Annotated in this window: 18 protein-coding genes; 15 read left to right on the top strand and 3 right to left on the bottom strand. The window is 55.7% G+C overall.

The genetic code is table 11. The annotated features are described in order from the left end of the window. Positions 1–156: 156 nt before the first annotated feature. Positions 157–1,176: a deoxyhypusine synthase gene (locus NQU42_RS06280; protein ID WP_296609956.1), complete on the bottom strand. Its 1,020-nt coding sequence runs from the start codon at positions 1,174–1,176 to the stop codon at positions 157–159. Positions 1,177–1,549: 373 nt separating this feature from the next. Here NQU42_RS06280 and NQU42_RS06275 point away from each other — a divergent pair, with 373 nt between their 5' ends. From NQU42_RS06275 to NQU42_RS06245, 7 genes are all read left to right on the top strand, one after another. Continuing rightward, positions 1,550–2,233, top strand: coding sequence for an energy-coupling factor ABC transporter permease (locus NQU42_RS06275; RefSeq protein WP_296609954.1), 684 nt, complete (start codon positions 1,550–1,552; stop codon positions 2,231–2,233). A 1-nt stretch (position 2,234) separates the two neighbouring features. Further along, the gene (locus NQU42_RS06270; RefSeq protein WP_296609952.1) at positions 2,235–2,519 is read left to right on the top strand and encodes an energy-coupling factor ABC transporter substrate-binding protein; all 285 of its coding nucleotides are present in this window, start codon (positions 2,235–2,237) and stop codon (positions 2,517–2,519) included. A 3-nt stretch (positions 2,520–2,522) separates the two neighbouring features. Continuing rightward, a complete protein-coding gene (cbiQ, locus tag NQU42_RS06265) occupies positions 2,523–3,287 on the top strand; it encodes a cobalt ECF transporter T component CbiQ (RefSeq protein ID WP_296609950.1) in 765 nt (254 codons plus the stop codon). Then, complete coding sequence (locus tag NQU42_RS06260; RefSeq protein ID WP_296609948.1) at positions 3,284–4,480, top strand: ATP-binding cassette domain-containing protein; 1,197 nt, start codon at positions 3,284–3,286, stop codon at positions 4,478–4,480. The genes cbiQ and NQU42_RS06260 overlap by 4 nt, the downstream gene beginning before the upstream one ends. Positions 4,481–5,120: 640 nt before the next feature. After that, on the top strand, positions 5,121–5,543 hold the full coding sequence (locus NQU42_RS06255; RefSeq protein ID WP_296609947.1) for a tetratricopeptide repeat protein: 423 nt from the start codon (positions 5,121–5,123) through the stop codon (positions 5,541–5,543). 265 nt (positions 5,544–5,808) lie between these two features. Then, positions 5,809–5,931, top strand: a complete 123-nt coding sequence (locus NQU42_RS06250) for a hypothetical protein (RefSeq protein WP_296609946.1) — start codon at positions 5,809–5,811, stop codon at positions 5,929–5,931. Positions 5,932–6,055: 124 nt separating this feature from the next. Further along, the gene (locus NQU42_RS06245; protein ID WP_296609944.1) at positions 6,056–6,646 is read left to right on the top strand and encodes a hypothetical protein; all 591 of its coding nucleotides are present in this window, start codon (positions 6,056–6,058) and stop codon (positions 6,644–6,646) included. 216 nt (positions 6,647–6,862) lie between these two features. Here NQU42_RS06245 and speA read toward each other — a convergent pair whose 3' ends face one another. Further along, positions 6,863–8,797, bottom strand: a complete 1,935-nt coding sequence (speA, locus tag NQU42_RS06240; RefSeq protein WP_296609942.1) for a biosynthetic arginine decarboxylase — start codon at positions 8,795–8,797, stop codon at positions 6,863–6,865. A gap of 507 nt (positions 8,798–9,304) precedes the next feature. Between speA and NQU42_RS06235 the strand changes: the two genes are divergently transcribed. Next, positions 9,305–10,165 (top strand): hypothetical protein, encoded by an 861-nt coding sequence (locus tag NQU42_RS06235; protein ID WP_296609940.1) that lies wholly within the window; start codon positions 9,305–9,307, stop codon positions 10,163–10,165. Here the strand turns inward: NQU42_RS06235 and NQU42_RS06230 are convergent. Then, complete coding sequence (locus NQU42_RS06230; protein ID WP_296609939.1) at positions 10,162–11,952, bottom strand: YgiQ family radical SAM protein; 1,791 nt, start codon at positions 11,950–11,952, stop codon at positions 10,162–10,164. The two genes, NQU42_RS06235 and NQU42_RS06230, sit on opposite strands and share 4 nt — an antisense overlap. 269 nt (positions 11,953–12,221) lie before the next feature. Between NQU42_RS06230 and trpD the strand changes: the two genes are divergently transcribed. The 7 genes from trpD to NQU42_RS06195 all read left to right on the top strand — a co-directional run bounded on the left by trpD (position 12,222) and on the right by NQU42_RS06195 (position 18,864). After that, positions 12,222–13,256: an anthranilate phosphoribosyltransferase gene (trpD, locus tag NQU42_RS06225; RefSeq protein ID WP_366070208.1), complete on the top strand. Its 1,035-nt coding sequence runs from the start codon at positions 12,222–12,224 to the stop codon at positions 13,254–13,256. Positions 13,257–13,284: 28 nt separating this feature from the next. Beyond that, positions 13,285–13,911 carry a phosphoribosylanthranilate isomerase gene (locus NQU42_RS06220; RefSeq protein ID WP_296609936.1) on the top strand — a complete coding sequence of 209 codons (627 nt, stop codon included), beginning with the start codon at positions 13,285–13,287 and terminating at the stop codon, positions 13,909–13,911. 38 nt (positions 13,912–13,949) lie between these two features. Continuing rightward, a complete protein-coding gene (gene trpE, locus NQU42_RS06215) occupies positions 13,950–15,344 on the top strand; it encodes an anthranilate synthase component I (protein ID WP_296609935.1) in 1,395 nt (464 codons plus the stop codon). Then, a complete protein-coding gene (locus NQU42_RS06210) occupies positions 15,341–15,988 on the top strand; it encodes an aminodeoxychorismate/anthranilate synthase component II (protein WP_296609933.1) in 648 nt (215 codons plus the stop codon). Before trpE ends, NQU42_RS06210 begins: the two co-directional genes overlap by 4 nt. After that, positions 15,918–16,670 carry an indole-3-glycerol-phosphate synthase gene (locus NQU42_RS06205; RefSeq protein WP_296609931.1) on the top strand — a complete coding sequence of 251 codons (753 nt, stop codon included), beginning with the start codon at positions 15,918–15,920 and terminating at the stop codon, positions 16,668–16,670. Before NQU42_RS06210 ends, NQU42_RS06205 begins: the two co-directional genes overlap by 71 nt. A 184-nt stretch (positions 16,671–16,854) precedes the next feature. Further along, positions 16,855–17,931, top strand: a complete 1,077-nt coding sequence (locus tag NQU42_RS06200) for an FAD-dependent oxidoreductase (protein WP_296609930.1) — start codon at positions 16,855–16,857, stop codon at positions 17,929–17,931. Between the two features lie 243 nt (positions 17,932–18,174). After that, positions 18,175–18,864, top strand: coding sequence for a hypothetical protein (locus NQU42_RS06195; RefSeq protein ID WP_296609929.1), 690 nt, complete (start codon positions 18,175–18,177; stop codon positions 18,862–18,864). Positions 18,865–18,889: the final 25 nt, after the last annotated feature.

Below are 18,889 nucleotides of genomic sequence, written 5' to 3'. Positions count from 1 at the left end.
CTTAGGACCGAATAACATTCACAGATCGGTCCAAGTCTCCGAGGGTGGCTGGAGCATCGACTGAACATGGCAGAGGGCCGGCATCGCCATTCTTGATTGTTGGTCTGATACGGCCCGAATCGCCGGAATGGCAATGGAGCGGTTCGACGATCTACATCAAGACCGCTCGTAGACGAGCTCTAGCTCGGATCCCCTCCATGTGAACCTCGGCACTGAGTATCTCCTCGCCACACGCTCTCTCAGCGCGTGAACGACAAGGGGCACGGTGATCGTTGCATCTGAGAATACCTGCGCCATCCTCGCCTCCTTATCCACCTTCCCCCAGGATACAGCCTCGCTGAATGTGCATCCTGAGAGCCCTCCAAAGTGCGGCGTGTCTGTGGTGTACTGTATCGCATACGAGTGCCCGCCCCTGTAGGTTCCCATGAGCTCTGATATTACCTTCGTCTGCTGTATGAAGTTCTTGGGCACGCCGCCGCCTATGAAGACCACCCCGGTCTCTGCGGACTTCTCAGATATCTGAGTTATCTCATCCACGTCCCTTATCTGGTCCACGGTAACCCTGTGGCCGTTGCGCCAGGCTATGACCATACCTATCCCTATGGAGCTGTCAGAGAGAGCCGGTACAAATATCGGAACTCCAGCACGGTACGCAGCTCCCAGGATCGTCGTCTCCGGCAGTTCCCTCCCGAGAAGCTCCATCATCTCCCTGGATGAGTATGCGACATCGGTCCTGAGGCTCGTCACAAGATCCGAGATGTACTTATCCGCCCTGTGGAGCTCGACCTCGGAGACGAAGACATCGAAGATCCTGTCGATCCTGCATTCGTTCAGGTGAGCATCGTCAGCGCATGCACTCCCCCTGTAGTGCCTTATGCCAAGACCTTCACAGAGATCGTGAAACAGGTTCGCGCCTGTGCTCACAAGACAGTCCACGTATCTTCTGGATATGAGATACGCTATCATCTCCTGGAGCCCGGCGGGGACCATGGCTCCTGCAAGCCCCAGAAATATCGTCACATCTTTGCTCAACATGTTCTCCCAGACGCGCAGGGACTGGCCGAGCTGTCCTGCCTGGAACCCCATGCGGGCCATATCAGAAACCAGATCTCCTATGCTCCTGTCGACCACTGGAATCGTTGTTCTGTGCTGCATTTCTGACTCGGGATAGCTCATGGCATAATGGGAGGTAGCTTAACGTTTTTAAAGGTTGTCTCCTGGTCGATGCTCCGGAGTTACAGGAAATAATGCAGCGTTGAATATATTCACCCTCGGACTGAGTGGCAGCGCCTGTGGAGATGCTAGGTGACCGGATCTGTGAGACCTTCGACAACAAGTCGAAGCGCAGGAGGCCCTTCCCCGGAAGGGGGAGGATGTCACTAACCGATATGCTTGGCGATTTTGGGACGACTTCTACATCAATTTTGTTACACACCCTTAAAAGGCAGCACGGCAGCAATCCAAATGCTGAGGTATCAGGGGTCCGAGTTAAACTTTTTTGATACATAATCAAGTAATCTTTATATATCTGGTGCGCGGATCAGGGCTCATGCATATCATGGAAGGGTTCCTCCCGCACCCCTGGTGGGAGATCTGGTTTGCAGCATCGCTTCCCTTCGTAGCCTATGGAGTGAGCAGGATAGGCAGGATCGCGCGTGAGAGGCGCGAGACACTGCCTCTTCTCGCGGTGGCCGGAGCCTTCATATTCGTGCTATCCTCTCTGAAGCTTCCCTCTGTCACGGGGAGCTGCTCGCATCCCACAGGCACCGGGATAAGCGCCATACTCTTCGGGCCGTGGATAACATCCGTCCTTTCCACAATCGTTCTCCTGTACCAGGCGCTTTTTCTGGCGCATGGAGGGCTGAGCACACTAGGAGCAAACGTCTTCTCCATGGGGATAGCTGGGCCTATCGTGGGTTATCTGGTTTACAGAGCGACTCAGAGGTTCAATCTGTACCTCGCGGTATTCATGGCAGCTGCACTGGCAGATCTCGCGACATACATCGTGACATCGCTGCAGCTCGCGCTTGCGTTTCCAGCTGCTGATGGTGGTGTTCTTCTCTCACTGAAGGCGTTTGCTGCTGTGTTTGCGATCACGCAGGTGCCGCTGGCGGGCATAGAGGGCGTGATCTCTGCTCTGATGTTCAAGTACATACTCCAGGCGAGGAGCGAGGTTCTGCTGAGGCTCAATGTGATCTCAAAAATGGATCTCGTGAGGCTGCAGGAGGGATGATATGAAAGGAGAGCTCATAGCACTCGCATCGATACTGATATTCTTCATGGCATTCATCTGGACCAGCCATAGCGGCCCGCACGAATGGGAAGGTGCTGACTCGAAGGCTGAGAGTGTAATAGAGGAGATAACAGGCGGAAGCTATGCCCCATGGCTCAATCCCATCTGGGAGCCGCCAAGCGGCGAGATCGAGAGCCTCTTCTTCAGCCTTCAGGCTGCGATCGGTGGCCTGGTCATAGGATACTTCCTGGGATACTACAGAAGGAATGCTGGAGACGGAAACTAGGGTATGCACAGACTCCTGGACGACTATGCGCATGAGAACGGATTGAGGGGGGTAAGCCCGAAGCTCAAGCTCGCGATAGGCGCGTTCTCCATAATAGCATGCATCGCATCCCCGACGCCTGCCGTGCCCCTCGCAGTATCGGCATGCCTGAGCGCCGCTGTGATCGCGCTGGCCAGGATACCCTGGAAGCTGTACATCGGCCTCACCGCAATGCCCCTTTCATTCGCGCTCCTGAGCGCCTCGGTCGTCGCGCTCCTGAGCCCAGGGGAGGCGCTGGTGAGCACCGGCGCTCTCAGGCTCAGCCAGGAGGGCGTGGCTCTTGGCTTGCTTCTTGTATCGAGAACGATCGGCGGCACATCATCTCTCTTCTTCATGGCCCTCACGACACCGATGACTGAGATCTTCGCCATTCTCGGTTCCATGGGACTGCCAGAGTCGCTCGTGGAGCTATCGATGCTCATATACCGATATATCTTCGTCCTTCTTGACGAGGCGATGATGGTGCGCAGCGCTCAGGAGATGAGGATGGGTTACTCAGGCATCAGGAGCTCGATCGGATCCTTTGCGATGCTCGCCAGCGTTCTCTTCATAAGGGCCTGGGAGAGGGGAGAGCGGCTGATGCTGGCCATGGACTCTAGGTGCTACAGCGGAAGGATGCCTCTGGTGGAGAGCCATTCTGTGAGGCCAGATCATCTTGTGGTCTCTGTTATCTACATCCTCTCAATCACAGCTCTTCTGCTTGCGTTTATCAGAGGTGGACCTGCTTGAGCGAGATACTCGGGCTCAGGGATGTGTGCTACATCTACGGAGATGGGCATGCTGCTCTCAGGAACGTCACGCTATCCATAGAGAAGGGCAGCAAGGTCGCCCTCGTAGGGCCCAACGGCGCTGGAAAATCCACACTGCTGCTGATGCTTAACGGTACCCTACGACCATCATCTGGAGTGGTCCTTTTCAGGGGCGAGCCGATGAGGTACGACTCTCGCTCTCTTATGGATATCAGGAAGAGTGTGGGCATGGTCTTTCAGAACTCCGATGACCAGCTCTTCGCCCCCACGGTTGAGCAGGATATCGCATTCGGCCCTCTCAACCTGGGGTATCCGGGAGATAAGATCGAGAGATATGTTGGATACGCTCTGAGCTATGTGGGTCTGGAGGAGCACAGGAACCGACCTCCACATCATCTTAGCGGTGGGGAGAAGAAGCGGGTCGCCATAGCGGGGGTGCTGGTGATGGAGCCCGAGGTTCTGGTTCTGGATGAGCCGACGAGCAACCTGGATCCCGCGACGTCTGAGGAGATCATGGAGATGCTCGATGAGCTGAACCTCTATGGAAAGACGGTGGTGATCTCCACCCATGATGTGGAGCTCGCGTACCGCTGGGCAGATGAGATTGTGCTGATGGATGGTGGGAGGGTTGTGCGCACCGGCGCGCCGGAGAGGGTGTTCGCGGATCCAGATACGCTCAGGAAGGCGCGCCTGAAGCTCCCTGCAGTGCTTGAGATCTACAGGGAGATGCTGGGGAGGGGGCTCCTGGCGCCCGTGGACGAGATGCCCAGAAACATTGTGGATCTGATGCATCTGATAGAATCTGCTGCTGGAAGCTCGGGGAGAAAACCCGGCAGGATATACATATGCGATATATCAGGCACCCCCCCTGCAAGGATTCGCGATATCCTCTCATCGGGCGCTGTGAGCTACATCGGCGCGATGGGAACAAAGGCCAAGATGATCGCAAATGAGGAGCTTCTGGAGCTCGATTTCTCCTATGGGGTCGTGGACAAGTGCGTGCTCAAGGCGATCGCAGGCAAGAGCTCTCTCATCATGACATCCGGCGGCATGGTGGAGCATGCTGAGCGCAGGATCAGGTCCTACGCTGAGGAGTTCGGCATCGAGATAGAGGTGATCATACTGCCGAGGGCGCACGCATCCACACCAGTAGATAATATTAATTTATATTGATATTATGTAATCTTTCACTTTGTGCGCATGCAGAGCAAAAATCAAAAATTATGATTATGGTTTATTGCATCAAAATATTATCATCAATGGAAAGTTATTAATACTCTTATTACAACCATGTGTATATGAAACAGATGAAGTGCACTAAATGTGGATACCAGTGGGTGGCGAGGGTGAGCAAGCCGAAGGCATGTCCGAGATGCAAGGCACGCCTCGACATCAAGAGAAGGAGGAGACGCGGCTGAGGGCAGGCTGTGCCCTCCGGGTCTCTCCATGGACGTATCGCAGCCGCTTCCGGCTCGCCTTCGGCATGAGTTGCCGGAAACAGTTCCAGAAATGTAACCGCTCTTGTCTCATCGGCAGACTGGCTTCATCCCCTGAAGGGGGCTTCCCGATTCGACGCACTTCGAGGCCCAGAAGAGAGCAGTCGAAGGTTTCACAGAGTCTGCCTCCTGATCTCGCTATCCCTCAGCCCAGGGTTAATGTTCAGCGTGCTTCTCCAATCCAGAGTGGCTGCTATAAAGTAGCTGCTCTGCATTGTGATCTCGGTCCAGCTTCAGTCCATAAATCGGGCTGGATAACAGTTACGTAACTGAGTTTAGTATGCGTATTTTAATGGTCGCCATCCAACTGTATGCAGATGAGAAAAACAGCCTGCGGCATATCCAAGAACGCTCTTCGCACACTATCAACGAATGGGGTCGATGGTGCGGTGCTGCTCATCGATTGTATGCTCAATAGCGATCCTGAGAGCTCTGATGCACTGGCAGCAAGGTCTGAGATTCTCTACATGAGGAAGAGGTATCAAGAGGCGCTTGAGTGCAGCGAGCGGTCGCTTTTGATAGATCCGGAGAATGCTGCCGCTTGGAATACCAAGGGAAACGCGCTTTACATGCTGGGAAGGTACAGGGAAGCGATAGAGTGCTACGATCGGGCGATAGAGCTCGAGCCGCTGTTCGTAAAGGCATGGCACAACAAGAAGCTGGCGTTGGAGCATGTCGTTAGCCAGCTCAGGGTACATGCCACAAGGCCTCGCAGCCGTAGCCGCAGCAGGCGGGCATGATATCGGACCGCATCTTCAGGAGCAATCCGACTGGGATCCCGATTAAGCTCGATCTCATCAATGGTTAAGGGACAGGACCTTCAAGTCCTCGCCCTTTGAAATGCTATGGCTGGAGCTTTCATCCTTCGCTCTATCCATATGACAACTTGTCAATGGGTGCGTTGGTTCTTCTGTGCGCTCCTGGCTGATGAATGAGTGGTACTAGCGACCGGCTTTTATGACTCCAAGTTGCTGAATACATAAAGGCGAGGCGTTATATCGAAGAGTGGTAAAGATTTACTGCCAGCCGTGGGGGCAGATCGCCGTGGATGTCAATGGAACAAAGATATCCTCCGGCAGCGGAATCGCCCCGGAGATACAGGTCGAGCTCGCCCAGCATCTGGATTGATGCTTGGAGCCGAACTTCACGCTATCCAGGTGACCCCTGAATATGATTCAAAATCATCCAGGGATCTTTTTACGTCTCCACCTCCATGCAGCTTAAAATACCAGATCCGTCCATCTCTCTGTTGATGAGAGAGCTGACGTCTTTAATGCTCGTGGCTGCGATCCTCGCAGCATTTGCATGCGTGGTTATTCTTAGCGACAGGGCAGAATCGACATCAGTAGATGAGTACATAAGCGCCTCAAGGGGTGAGGTCAAGCCTGTATTCGACCCGAGGTTCCCAGCCGACCCCAGGAGCTCCAGAAAGCTCTGGGAGGCGAGGAAGGAATCCAGCACAGATTCTGAAATTGAAGAGCCCCCTGAGAACATATCCGAAGCCTCCGCGGCTCCTGTGGTTGAGGAGAGGGTGCCGGAGATCTCCGGCAGGCTGAGCTTCGTGCTGAAGGACCTGACATCGAAGAGACTGGAGCTGATCCTCTATCGCCTCGATGATACCGTCTTCGGCCATGGCACCGTATCTGAGAACAGCTCGACCCAGCAGGTATCCGCAATAGGAGACATCATGGGTAACGCGCTCGAGCTCGATGTCATCTCCGAATACACGATCTACAGGCTCAAGATCGATTCGAGCAAAAGCCCCATGACAGGCACCTTCACAGCATACAGAGCTGATGCGTCATCATGGCCTGGTGTGGTGTACCAGGAGGGCGCAGCCTGAGGATCCGGTATCGCATATGAAACACATGTTTTGTGAGATCCCGCATCCTCTGCCTGCACCGCTCCTGGCGCACTGATGCCGGTGGACCGGATCTCAGAGGGCGGCCAGGTTCAGCGACTCACAGGAGGATCTGCACGCAAAAACCGCGCCCCCGTCATCCGTGGCTCGCAGCAGGGATGAAAGAGGGATCGTCTGCCAGAGATGGCAGGCCGATCCTCAGATGCGACCGGTCTCAATAACCCTGAGAGCTGCCCTGCTCTGTGAGCCCTGCTTTCTACCCTCCTTGGCCTCGGAGGCCAGGCACGGGGAGTTGAAGTAAGTGGTAGTCCTGAGCGCACTCCTGATCTCCTCAAGCACCGCCTCAAGCCGTGGGTCTGTAGCACACCTCTCGCTGAGCCGCTTGATGTATGCATCTGTGTCGTAGTTGAAGAACCTCAGGAGCTTCTCGCATGTATCTCCCGGTATGCGTCTGCATATCCTCCAGCTACTTCCCTCGACAAGCACATGGATCTCTGTAACGCAGCCGAGGAGGTTGTGGAAGTCCCCGAGCGTATCCTGGTAGGCCCCCAGAAGGAATATGCCCATGTAGTAGTCCTCGCCCCTGCTGAGCTTGTGGAGCTCTATGGCCTCCTTTCCTCCTGCGAAGCTCTTTATCTCGCCATCTGAATCGCATGTTATGTCTGCAATCGTCCCGGATTCCGATGGCACCTCCCTGAGCCTGTGGAGGGGCATGATCGGGAAGATCTGGCCAACGCCCCACATGTCCGGCACCGACTGGAAGAGCGAGAAGTTCCCTATGTACTTCTGCCCCACGAGCTTCTTCAGCTCCCTGAACTCCTCGGAGTTGTCACCCGCCTGTCTTGCCAGGCTCACGGCCTTCTGGCAGACCATCCAGAAGAGCATCTCCCCCTTCGCGCGCTCCTCAAGCCCGATGTTGCCCAGGTTGAACGAGTCTAGCAGCTCATCCCTGTAGTGCAGGGCGTCGTGGTAGTACTCCTTGTAGTTCTTGAGGTTGATGTTCTTGAAGGCGAAGTAGAGATCCTCTATCTGTATGGGATCCCCCTCAAGCGGAAACGCCACGAAACCATCCTTGGAGTTCTTCTTGCCGATTATCTTGAATACCAGGAAGGAGTGGTATGCGGCTATCGCCCTGCCGCTCTCCGAGACTATTGTTGGACACGGCACGCCCTCCTCCTCGCATATCTTCTGGAGCGTGTAAACGATATCGTTGCTGTACTCCCGCAGCGTGTAGTTCGCGCTTGAGGGCCCGGAGCTCTTCGAGCCATCATAATCAACACTCAGGCCGCCTCCCACGTTGAAGTACTCTATCTCAGCGACCTTTCTCACCTTCGCGTAGATCCTGGCGGCCTCGTTCATAGCGTGCTTTATTCTGTGTATATCGGTGATCTGAGATCCTATATGGAAGTGTATCATCCTGAGGCGGTCGAGCAGGCCGTTCTCCTCCAGGATCTTCAGCAGCTCCAGGCACTCGATGGTCGATAGGCCGAACTTGGCCGACTCGCCGCCGGACTCGGCCCACCTGCCGCTACCCTTAGAGAAGAGCTTGACCCGCATGCCGAGGAGAGGCCTCACCCCCATGCTCCTGGCCAGCCTCAGTATGTTGAAGATCTCCTCGAAGAGGTCCACGACTATTATTATCCTCTGCCTGTCCGATAGCATCAGGGCCAGGCGGAGGAAATCATCATCCTTGTATCCATTGCAGATAAGCAGCGAGTCCTCAGGAAGATCGAGCGTGAGTGCGGCGAGCAGCTCCGCCTTGGTGCCTATCTCCAGTCCGATGTTGATCTCCCTGCCGTAATTCAGGATGTACTCTATGACCTCCTTCCTCTGGTTCACCTTCATGGGAAATACCGGCTGGTACCTTCCCTGGTAGCCGAACTCAGATATAGATCCGGCAAATGCTCTGTATATCTCCCGGATCCTGTAATCGATTATCTGGGGGAATCTGAGAAGCACCGGCAGGTTCTCTCCGGATGCCTCCAGGCTCCTGATGATGTCCATCACATCGACACAGCATTCGCTGTCCTTGTTCGGCATCACGGCGACGTTGCCCTTCTCGTTGACCGAGAAGTAGCCGTCGCCCCAGCCATGAACCCCGTAGAGGGCGATGGAGTCGTCAACCTTCCACATCTGTGGAGCCCCCATCGCATCTGAACCTCTTGAACCAGCTGCCTGTTCTGCACCTTCCCCTCAGCCAGCCCTCAGGTGGACTGCCACGACTGATATTGGTAATCATCTCATATCACTCCCACGACCGATACATGGAAATGCGAATGTCCATTTGAGCGTCGATGTTGAGGGCGTTCTGGTATATAAAGATGTGACCTCGAAATGAGGAGGGGCTGCATGCTTCTGGTCGGGTTGCATTCTGGCTGCAGTCAGAACTGTCTAAATGTGCTTCAAGTTATGTGCCTGATCTTGAGATTGGGATTGTGTGCTCGCATCATTGATCTCGACAGCATGCAGCCTTGCAGTAGTTGTGAGACATTGTTTTGCTGGACATCGATTTCGTGGCAGATTGTTCGGCGATGCGAGCCCAAGATCTGATCGTAATATATCCAGGGTGCTGGTTTTCGTCAACGTGTGATGCGATACGACCTCCAAAGAAATAAATATCGAGAGCACCCATATCACCACGTGGAAGACGTATACAGCCAGATACCGGTGGAGCAGATACTCAGCAACCTCTGGTTGATCCTCTTTCTGCTTCTCTTCCTGGTGCCGATGGTCCAGAGGAACGCACTTCAGATCGCCAGGAAGCGGCTCCTCGTGAAGCTCGGAAAGAAGAGAGGATCGCTTGTGATAACCCTGATACACAGGCAGGAGGTCATAAGCTTTCTCGGGCTGCCTCTAGCAAGGTACATAGACATCGATGACAGCGAGGAGGTACTGAGAGCGATACGCAGCGCGCCGAAGGACATGCCAATCGATATCATACTCCACACTCCAGGAGGGCTCGCGCTTGCTGCGACGCAGATCGCCCTGGCGCTGAAGAACCACCCTGCAAGGACGAGCGTGATAATACCACACTATGCGATGTCCGGCGGAACCCTGATCGCCCTGGCGGTGGATGAGATAATCATGGACCCGAACGCTGCTCTCGGCCCCGTGGACCCGCAGCTTGGCGACCAGACCGGGGCATATCCTGCGACGTCGATACTGAAGGTCGTCGAGAGGAAGAAGATCGACGAGATCGATGACAAGACGCTGATACTGGCCGAGGAGGCGAGGAAGGCGGTGGAGCAGATGAAGGCGCTGCTCCGCAGGATAGTATGCTCTGACTGTGATGAGGATACAGTTAACAGAATCATCGAGGAGATGGTCTCGGGGAAGTACACCCACGACCATCCCTTTCTTGCGGAGGACGTGAAAGCTCTCCTGGGAGATCGCGTCAGGACCGATGTTCCACAGGAGGTCTATGAACTCATGGCACTCTACAGGATGGACATAAGCAGGAGACGTCCCGGAGTCGAGTACGTGCCGATGTCCAAGGGTTAGGATGGTACCAAACACCTCGGCCCATCGCCGATCAGATCGGCTCTGCCCGCAGAGATCAACCCCTCCCTTACGAGTTTGCGGTTCTCTGGAAGCCAGTACTGGAGCAGGGCCCTCTGGATCCTCTTCTCCCTGCCTCTGGGAACATGAACCCGCTCCATTGTAAATGGATCGAGCCCTGTGTAATACATCGCTGTGGAGACGGTCATCGGTGTGGGCGTGAAGTCCTGGACCTGCTCAACTCTTATGTGATGATCGCGCATGTACTCCGCCATCTCGATCATATCCCTCACAGTGCATCCTGGATGGCCTGACATCAGGTAAGGCAGCACGTACTCCTCCTTTCCGGATCTCCTCGCTGCCTGACGGAAGCGATTCATGAATGCCTCCAGGACCTCGACAGGGGGCTTGCGCATGCATCTCGTCACGCTCTCCGAGATGTGCTCAGGCGCTATCTTAAGATGCCCTGATATGTGCTCCCGGCAGAGCTCCTCGAGGAACAGATCCCCAAATTTCTCATCTCTCACAACAAGATCGTGGCGTATTCCAGAGCTGACAAAGACATGCCTGACGCCCGGTATCTCTCTCAGCCTTCGGAGCAGCTCCAGGTATCTTCTGTGGGAGATCTCGATCCTCTCGCACTCCGGCGTGCATATCCTTCCGCAGCCTCCCCGCTCCCATAGAGGGCAGACCATGCCGTACATGTCAGCTGTCGGCCCTCCGACATCCTGTATCACCCCCTTGAATCCGGGCATCTCCACTAGCCTCCGCGCCTCCCTGAGGATCGAGTCGATGCTCCTGGACTGCACAATGCGCCCCTGGTGGTGTGTCAGCGCGCAGAAGCTGCAGGATCCGAAACACCCCCTGTGACTTGTTATGGAAAACCTGACGCTCTCCAGCGCTGGCACGGGTTTTCTGTAGGACGGATGCTCCCTTCTGCTGTATGGCAGCTCGTAGATCCTGTCGAGCTCCTCTGTTTTCAACGGCCTCGCGGGCGGGTTCTGGACTGTGACCGTCTTTGGATGGGGCTGGACAACAGCTCTGCCCATGAACGGGTCCTGCTCCATGTAGTGGAGCCTGAACGCCTCTGCGTACTTTCTTCTGTCCGAGGAGACCTCATCGAAAGACGGTATGACCGTGTACTCCTCATGGCTGGAGCCCTTCCACTCCTTAACGCTCATCCTGAAGACGGTGCCCCTGACATCCCTGATCTCGTCGATCTTCTCCCCATTATCAAGCCTGGATGCAACCTCCGCCACGGCCAGCTCCCCCATGCCGAAGATGAGGAGATCAGCGGGAGCGTCTGCGAGGATGGATCGCCTCACAGAATCCGACCAGTAGTCGTAGTGCGCAAACCTCCGGAGGCTGGCCTCGATGCCGCCTAGCACTATCGGTTTCCCCGGAAATATTGAGTGGAGCCTGTCAGCGTAAACCAGAGTCGCTCGATCCGGCCTCCTGATCTCTCCCCCAGGAGAGTAAACGTCGCTGCTTCTCCTCTTCAGATTTGGAGTGAAGGCATTGACCATCGAGTCGACGTTTCCAGCGGTCACTCCGAAGAAGAGCCTCGGCTCTCCGAGGCGCTTGAAATCATCCGTCCTCCTCCAGTCGGGCTGAGGGATGATGCCCACCGTGAAACCGTAATCCCACAGAACCCTGCCGATGAGAGCTGCCCCGAAAGATGGGTGATCCACATACGCATCGCCCGTGACCAAGATCACATCGAGCTGATCTATACCAAGCTCCTTCATCTCTCTCCTGGAAATCGGCAGGTAGATTGGCTGCTCCAGCATCACACACCAGAGCGTCAGCCGGGTTTAAAAAGATGGGCCATACAACAGCATGCGATCTCCCCTCAGGATCTGTTATGCCACTCAATGTCGATTTCTGAGATGCCGTTCAGCGGTTCTGGCCCAAGACCGCAGTTTCTTTCGACGATATATGCACACATGAATCGCTGCATCATCTGGTGCGGGCACACCGCCATATTTAGATCATTCATACGCAAATCTTATATATGATGTACTAATTTAGTCATCAAAGTACATTAATCTACATAAAGGTGATCTCGTTGAACTATCTGGCGAGGCTGATTGAGGGGCAGAATCTCACCATGGCGGAGGCCGAGTCTCTCCTGGGCGCTTTCTTCGACGGCGCCACTGACGCACAGATCGCCTCGGCTCTCACCGCTCTCAGGATGAAGGGCGAGACTGCCGAGGAGCTCGCGGGCATGGCGAAGAGGATGCGCGAGTCCGCGATCCGGATAAGGCCGAGGGTCTCCGGGACACTGGTTGATACATGCGGGACAGGTGGGGACAGCATGAACACGATAAATGTGAGCACTGCGGCCGCGATAGTTGCAGCTGCGTGCGGCGTGCCGGTCGCGAAGCACGGGAACTACGCTGTGAGCTCACGGTGCGGAAGCGCCAACGTCCTCGAGGCGCTGGGTGTCAACATCTCCTCTCCGCCGGAGAGGGTTGAGAGCATCATAGAGTCTCTCGGCATCGGGTTCATGCTCGCCCCTCTCTTCCATCCGGCGATGAAGCGTGTCGCGCATGTAAGAAGGGAGATGGGGATCAGGACCGTGTTCAACGTTCTTGGCCCCCTCACAAACCCGGCAGGAGCGGAGGCGCAGGTCGTGGGGGTGTACTCTCCAGCACTCTGCGAGAAGATCGCAAACGTCCTGAAGCTCCTCGGAACGAGACGGGCGATGGTCGTGCACGGCAGCGGTCTCGATGAGATATCCAACACTGGCACCACCATCGTCTCAGAGCTCTGCGATGGGGCGGTGAGAAGCTACGCTATAGATCCCAGGGATCTCGGATACCCGCTTGCCGATCTGAAAGAGATCGCCGGAGGGACACCTGAGGAGAACGCGGAGCGCCTTGTGAGGATACTCAAGGGCGAGAAGAGCAGGGCGAGGGATCTGGTGGCGATGAATGCAGGCGCAGCCGTGTACATCTCGGGGATGGCATCCACCCTCAGAGAGGGATGTGCGATCGCAGAGGGCGCCATAAGCTCCGGAAGCGCGCTTGAGGCCCTGAAGGCCCTGGTCGAGGAGAACGGGGATCCTGCCAGGCTCAGGAGATTCCTGTGAGCCATCCGAAATCCCTCGGTGATCTTCAATGACCAGGGTCAAGATCTGCGGGCTCACGGATGAGGATGAGTTGAGATGCGCGCTGAATGCAGGCGCAGATGCTGTTGGATTCATAGTGGAGATAGAGCGGTCAAGGCATCGCCTCTCTGTGGATGAGGCCAGAGATCTGATAGGAATGGTCCCGCCGTTCACAGCAAGTGTCGCTGTCGTGGAACCGGATTGCGTGGAGGATGCTGTCTGTCTTGCAGGCTATCTTGAGAGCGACGCGCTTCAGATCCATGGTGGTCTCTCGGTGGGAGAGATCGAGGAGATCAAGAGACGTGTTTCTCAGAGGATCATCGTCGCAGTGCCTCCCGGATCCGAGAGAGCAGCGGAGATGAGCAGGGTCGCCGATGCAATTCTCGTCGACACGCCGGTCTCCGGCGGCGTAGGAGGATCCGGCAGAACGCACGACTGGTCTTTGACAGCGAGAATGAGACCGATGCTCCAAGCCCCTCTGATACTTGCAGGTGGACTGAGGCCAGAGAACATCGTTGACGCGATCGATGCGGTGAAACCGTATGCTGTCGATGTCTCCAGCGGCGTCGAGACTGATGGAAGAAAGGATCCTGTGAAGATCGAGGAGTTCGTCAGGAGGGTGAGATCCTGCCCGTAATCTATCCAGTTCTCATCGACGTAACAGACAAGATCAGCGTGGATGCGCCGCTCTCACTCTACCTCTCCCTGAGAGATCGACGGTATCCATACCTCCTGGAATCTGTTGAGAAATCGGGACAGAGGGCCAGGTTCTCGTTCGTCGGCGCAGATCCATCCGCTGTCGTGCGATTGAAGAACCGCGAGATAGAGATAGAGGTATTCAACGGCGGCGAGGAGTTCCTGAGCCGGAGGCTATCAGGATGCGCGGAGATCGAGGAGCTCAACGGGGGGATGAGAGGACGGCTGCTTCCAGAGTTCGATATGTTCGACGCTCTCAGAGCTGCAATACCGTGCCCGAGATCGGATGAGAGGAACTTCTTCGGCAGGCAGGTCTTCCTCGGGGGCGGCATCGGATACATCGCCTATGATATGGTCAATGAGCGGCTTGGGAAGGTCTCGAGATCGGAGACTCCTGATGCGCAGTTCGCAATAGTCGAGAGCACCTTCATCTTCGATCATCTCATGAGAAGGGTCTACTTCGCGGTCGTTCCAATGCTTCCCGGGGCGAAGACAGATCTGATCGAGAGGATCGATGGCGTGGATGAGTATCCCGAGGATTCTGAGCTCCGCGGGAGGGTTATACGCTCCGGTGATCCCGAGGAATACATGGAGTCGGTTCTGGCCGCAAAGAGGCACATAATCGATGGCGACATATTCCAGGTGGTGCTCGCCCGATCCACGGATGTCGAATGCAGGGACACCATAGCGCTCTACAGAAACCTCCGGAGGATCAATCCCAGCCCGTACACCTACCTCTTCGAGTTCGGGGATCTCGCAATAGTCGGCGCATCTCCTGAGACCCTCTTCAACACATACGCAGGAACCCTCAGGGTCAATCCGATCGCCGGGACGTGTCCCAGGGGGAGAACTCCCGAGGAGGACGAGGCCCTGGCGAGGGCGATGCTGAATGATGAGAAGGAGAGGTCTGAGCATGTGATGCTCGTGGATCTCGGAAGAAACGACGTGAGGAGCGTCTGCAGGGCGGGAAGTGTGAGGGTCGAGGACTTCATGTCTGTTTTGAGATACTCTCATGTACAGCACATAGAGACCACGGTCTCGGGCGTGCTGAGAGAGGAGTGCGACCAGTTCGATGCGGCACGTGCAGTATTTCCGGCAGGAACCCTCTCAGGTGCACCGAAGATGAGAGCCATGGAGATCATCGATGATCTCGAGAGAGAGTCGAGGGGAATATACGGAGGAGGCATAGGATACTTCTCAGCTGACGGCAGCGCAGACTTCGCAATAGCCATCAGGAGTGTCATCCTGAAGAATGGCACCGCGAGGATACAGGCAGGCGCTGGAATAGTCGCAGACTCAGAGCCGGAGAGGGAGCTGGCAGAGACCGAGAGGAAGATGGGCGCGATGAAGCGGGCTCTGGGGGTGATCGATTGAGCCGGACGATTCTCTTCGTGGACAACCAGGACTCGTTCGTATGGAATCTTGTGGATTACGTATCGCAGCTCCACCCTGAGACGCTGGTCGTCCCGAACCGGATATCACTGAGGGAGGTGAGGGATATAGACCCTGCGGGCATCGTGATATCCCCAGGCCCCGGGCATCCGGCTAACCCCAGGGACACGGGGAACTGCATCGAGATAATAAGATCTTTTGGATCATCAGGTGTGCCGGTACTTGGCGTCTGTTTGGGCCACCAGGCGATCAACATCGCGTTTGGAGGGAGCGTATCCCATACAAAGCCTTTACATGGGAAGGTATCCAGGATAATGCATGATGGTCGGGGCGTGTTCAGGGGCATAGAGTCCCCCATGATCGGGGGGCGATACCACTCCCTGGCGGTGAAGACCCTGGCGCCTGATCTTGAGGTATCTGCGGTGAGCGATGACGGCGTGGTGATGGGGATAAGGCACAGGCTTTTCAGAATAGAGGGGCTTCAGTTCCATCCCGAATCGGTTCTCACACCGTGCGGGATGAAGATCATATCTAACTGGGTGGAGGTGGTGGAGGGTGCATCCGCTCATAGAAGGAATACTGAGCGCGACAGAGCTGCGAATGGCTGGAGTGAAACAGTCGTTTGATAGCCTGGAATCCAGAGATCTCATAGGCTCCGCCATCTCTGCAAGAGAGAAGGGCCTGATACCGGTGATAGCCGAGATAAAGCCGCGGGCGATATCCAGGCCAATGAGAGCTGGCGAGGCTGGAGAGATGGCGAGGTTCTATGAGAGCATGGGGGCATGCGGCATCTCAGTTCTCACAGAGCCCACGTACTTCCTCGGCTCGATATCATCCCTGGAGGAGGCAAGAACCTCCACAACCATCCCGGTTCTCAGGAAGGACTTCATCATAAACAGAAAACAGATCCGCGAGGCTGAGGCGGATCTGGTGCTCCTGATCGCATCAATAGCAGATATCGAGGACCTCATAGAGGATGTAAGGGCAGCTGGAATGGAGCCTCTGGTTGAGGTTCATGATGAGGATGAGCTTGATAGAGCAGCAGACTCCGGCGCCCTGATAGTTGGAATAAACAACAGGGATCTCAGAACTCTCGAGGTGGATCTGAGAAGGTTCGAGGCTCTCGGCCCGATCGCGAGAGATCTGGGCCTCTTCACGGTCGCCGAGAGCGGGGTGGGTTCGAGAGAGGATGCTATGAGAATGATGAGGGCAGGCGCTGATGCTATACTCATCGGGACATCGATAATGAAAAATCCCGCTCTGCTGGGAGAGATAACAGGAATCGATATGCTCGCAGGGAGGAGGTGATGCCTGACGCATCCCTGGCGATTCAGTGGAGCGATGGCTCTGAAAGAGCAAAGTCGATTGCATCTGGCCCACTATTCGAGATTCGAACTCATGAGTTGATTATTTTAGGCCGAGCGTTTCTGCCATCAAAAGAGGGAGCATGGCCAAAGGATTTTTAAGCGCAGCTGGTGCGTAGTGAGAGGCCATGCGGAGCTCCCCCAGACTTGTGATCGTTGGAGGCGGAATAGCTGGAGCGGAGCTGATCAGGCTGCTGGCAAATACGGACTTTGAGATATCGCTCATAGAGCCGAAGCACCAGATAGAGTGCCAGGCCCTCTACCCTGACTACCTCGCAGGTCTGGTCTGCATCGACGATATGATCGCCCCTCTGGACGATTTCTGCGAGCGCTCCGGCGCCCTGCACATCAGCGAGCGTGCGGTTGAGCTCGAGGATGGTGTTGCAGTATGCCAGAGATCGCGGGTCGAATACGATATTCTGGTTATAGCTGTGGGGGCTGAGCAGAACTTCTACGGCGTGAAGGGCGCGGAGAATGCGTTTTCTGTGAACACATTTGAGGGGACGCTCCACGCCAGGGAGTTCATAGAGCGCGAGAGTCCGGACAGGATAATGGTCGTCGGCTCCGGCCTCACCGGCGTGGAGGTCGCATCAGTCCTCGCCGATTCCCTGGAGTCCAGCATATACATAGTGGAGATGCAGGACCGGATACTCCCACAGTTCCCTGAGAGGATCTCCAGGATGGTGGAGAGGATGCTCTTTGAGAGGGGCGTGAGCATACTAACAGCCACTCAGGTCTCTGAGATACAGAGGGACAGCATAACATTCGCGGATGGCACAACTCTGGACTGCGATATGACCATATGGACGACAGGCATAAAGCCGACACAGTTCGCTGAGAATCTCAGGCTTCCTAAGAAGAGGGGCTGGCTGCTGACAGACCCGTATCTGCGCGTCCAGGACGATATCTTCGCGATCGGGGATTGCGCCTGGGTCGAGATCGACCAGAAGCTCGCGACCAAGACAGGCATCGAGGCTGAGCGGCAGGCGAAGCACATGGCGGAGAACCTGAAAAGGATGATCAGGAGGAGACCCCCTGCACGATACTCGATACTCGCATGCACCGAGAACCCGATCGCTTTGATCTCAACAGGCTGCGGCAGGGCGGTCGGAGTCTACGGGAGAACATGCATAACAATCCCCGCAAGGCTTCTGAGAGCCGTGAAGATATGGATAGACAAATCAATAGTCAGCAGATACAGGTGAAAAAGCTCGGGGCTTAATGGCCATTCTCTTAAATCGACGGCCACGAAAGAGATACTGCAGGAGTCCGGACAGATTGTGCGCTGCGGCTCTCAATGATACAAGACCTACAAATGGAGTCCATGGGAACCCCTGGAGTCGCGCGCATTCTTGTGCACATCCGGCAAATCATTAGCATATCCAGAAATGCTTTTAAATGATTCCGCCATTCCCACTAAATCTGGGGAACCATGGGGTGAATCCTGAATGAAAATTGGTTTTGTGATCGCGCTGATGGCGTTCGTGGCTGCTGCCAGCGCTGCAGATGAGAACAGGTCGTGGCTTGCGGATGATATGCTCGAGACGTACCATGAGGGTACACTGAACTTCCTCGAGGATCCAACGGGCGCAGGCCTCTCAGTATACGATAACTATGTCTTCTACGTCAAGGGCTCCACCTACTTCAGATCGAAGTGGAAGACCCCGCCGAACCTGCCGCCAGACAAGAGCTGGGCATGGGGCTCGGGAAATGTCGGTGGATGGGCGTACACTCCGGAGGGGACGTTTATAAGGTTCGAGATGGTATCGCCGCCCTCCTACGTCTACATCGGCGGTACGCCGGTGCCATACACAACATATGTATCAGCGCCTCTCTACACGGAGAGCAACCATCTCTACATCCACGGCGCGGATAGCCTGACGCGATACGTGAAGGCGCCTGCCGGCTCGAGCGTGTGGCTTCTCGCCTACACAAAGACAGCAGGCATGGCTGATGTGTACAAGGTATCTCCTGATTCGAAGGTCTCTGTGAACCGTGTAGTCATGCCGGCCGGATACAGCCACATGTCACTGAACATAACCGATCCCGGAAGGTACCTGGTCAGCTTTGTTAAGGACAACATACCCAGCGAGACTGTCGTCATAGACGCCATCCCCGTCGGGGTGTCCCTGAGCTGATCGCCTATCTTTCCCTCTATCTTTC

The sequence above is a fragment of the Methanothrix sp. genome (assembly GCF_024518575.1).
Taxonomy (GTDB): domain Archaea; phylum Halobacteriota; class Methanosarcinia; order Methanotrichales; family Methanotrichaceae; genus Methanothrix_B.
The sequence above is the reverse complement of the archived record's forward strand: the minus strand, read 5'-3'. Positions and strand labels throughout refer to the sequence as shown.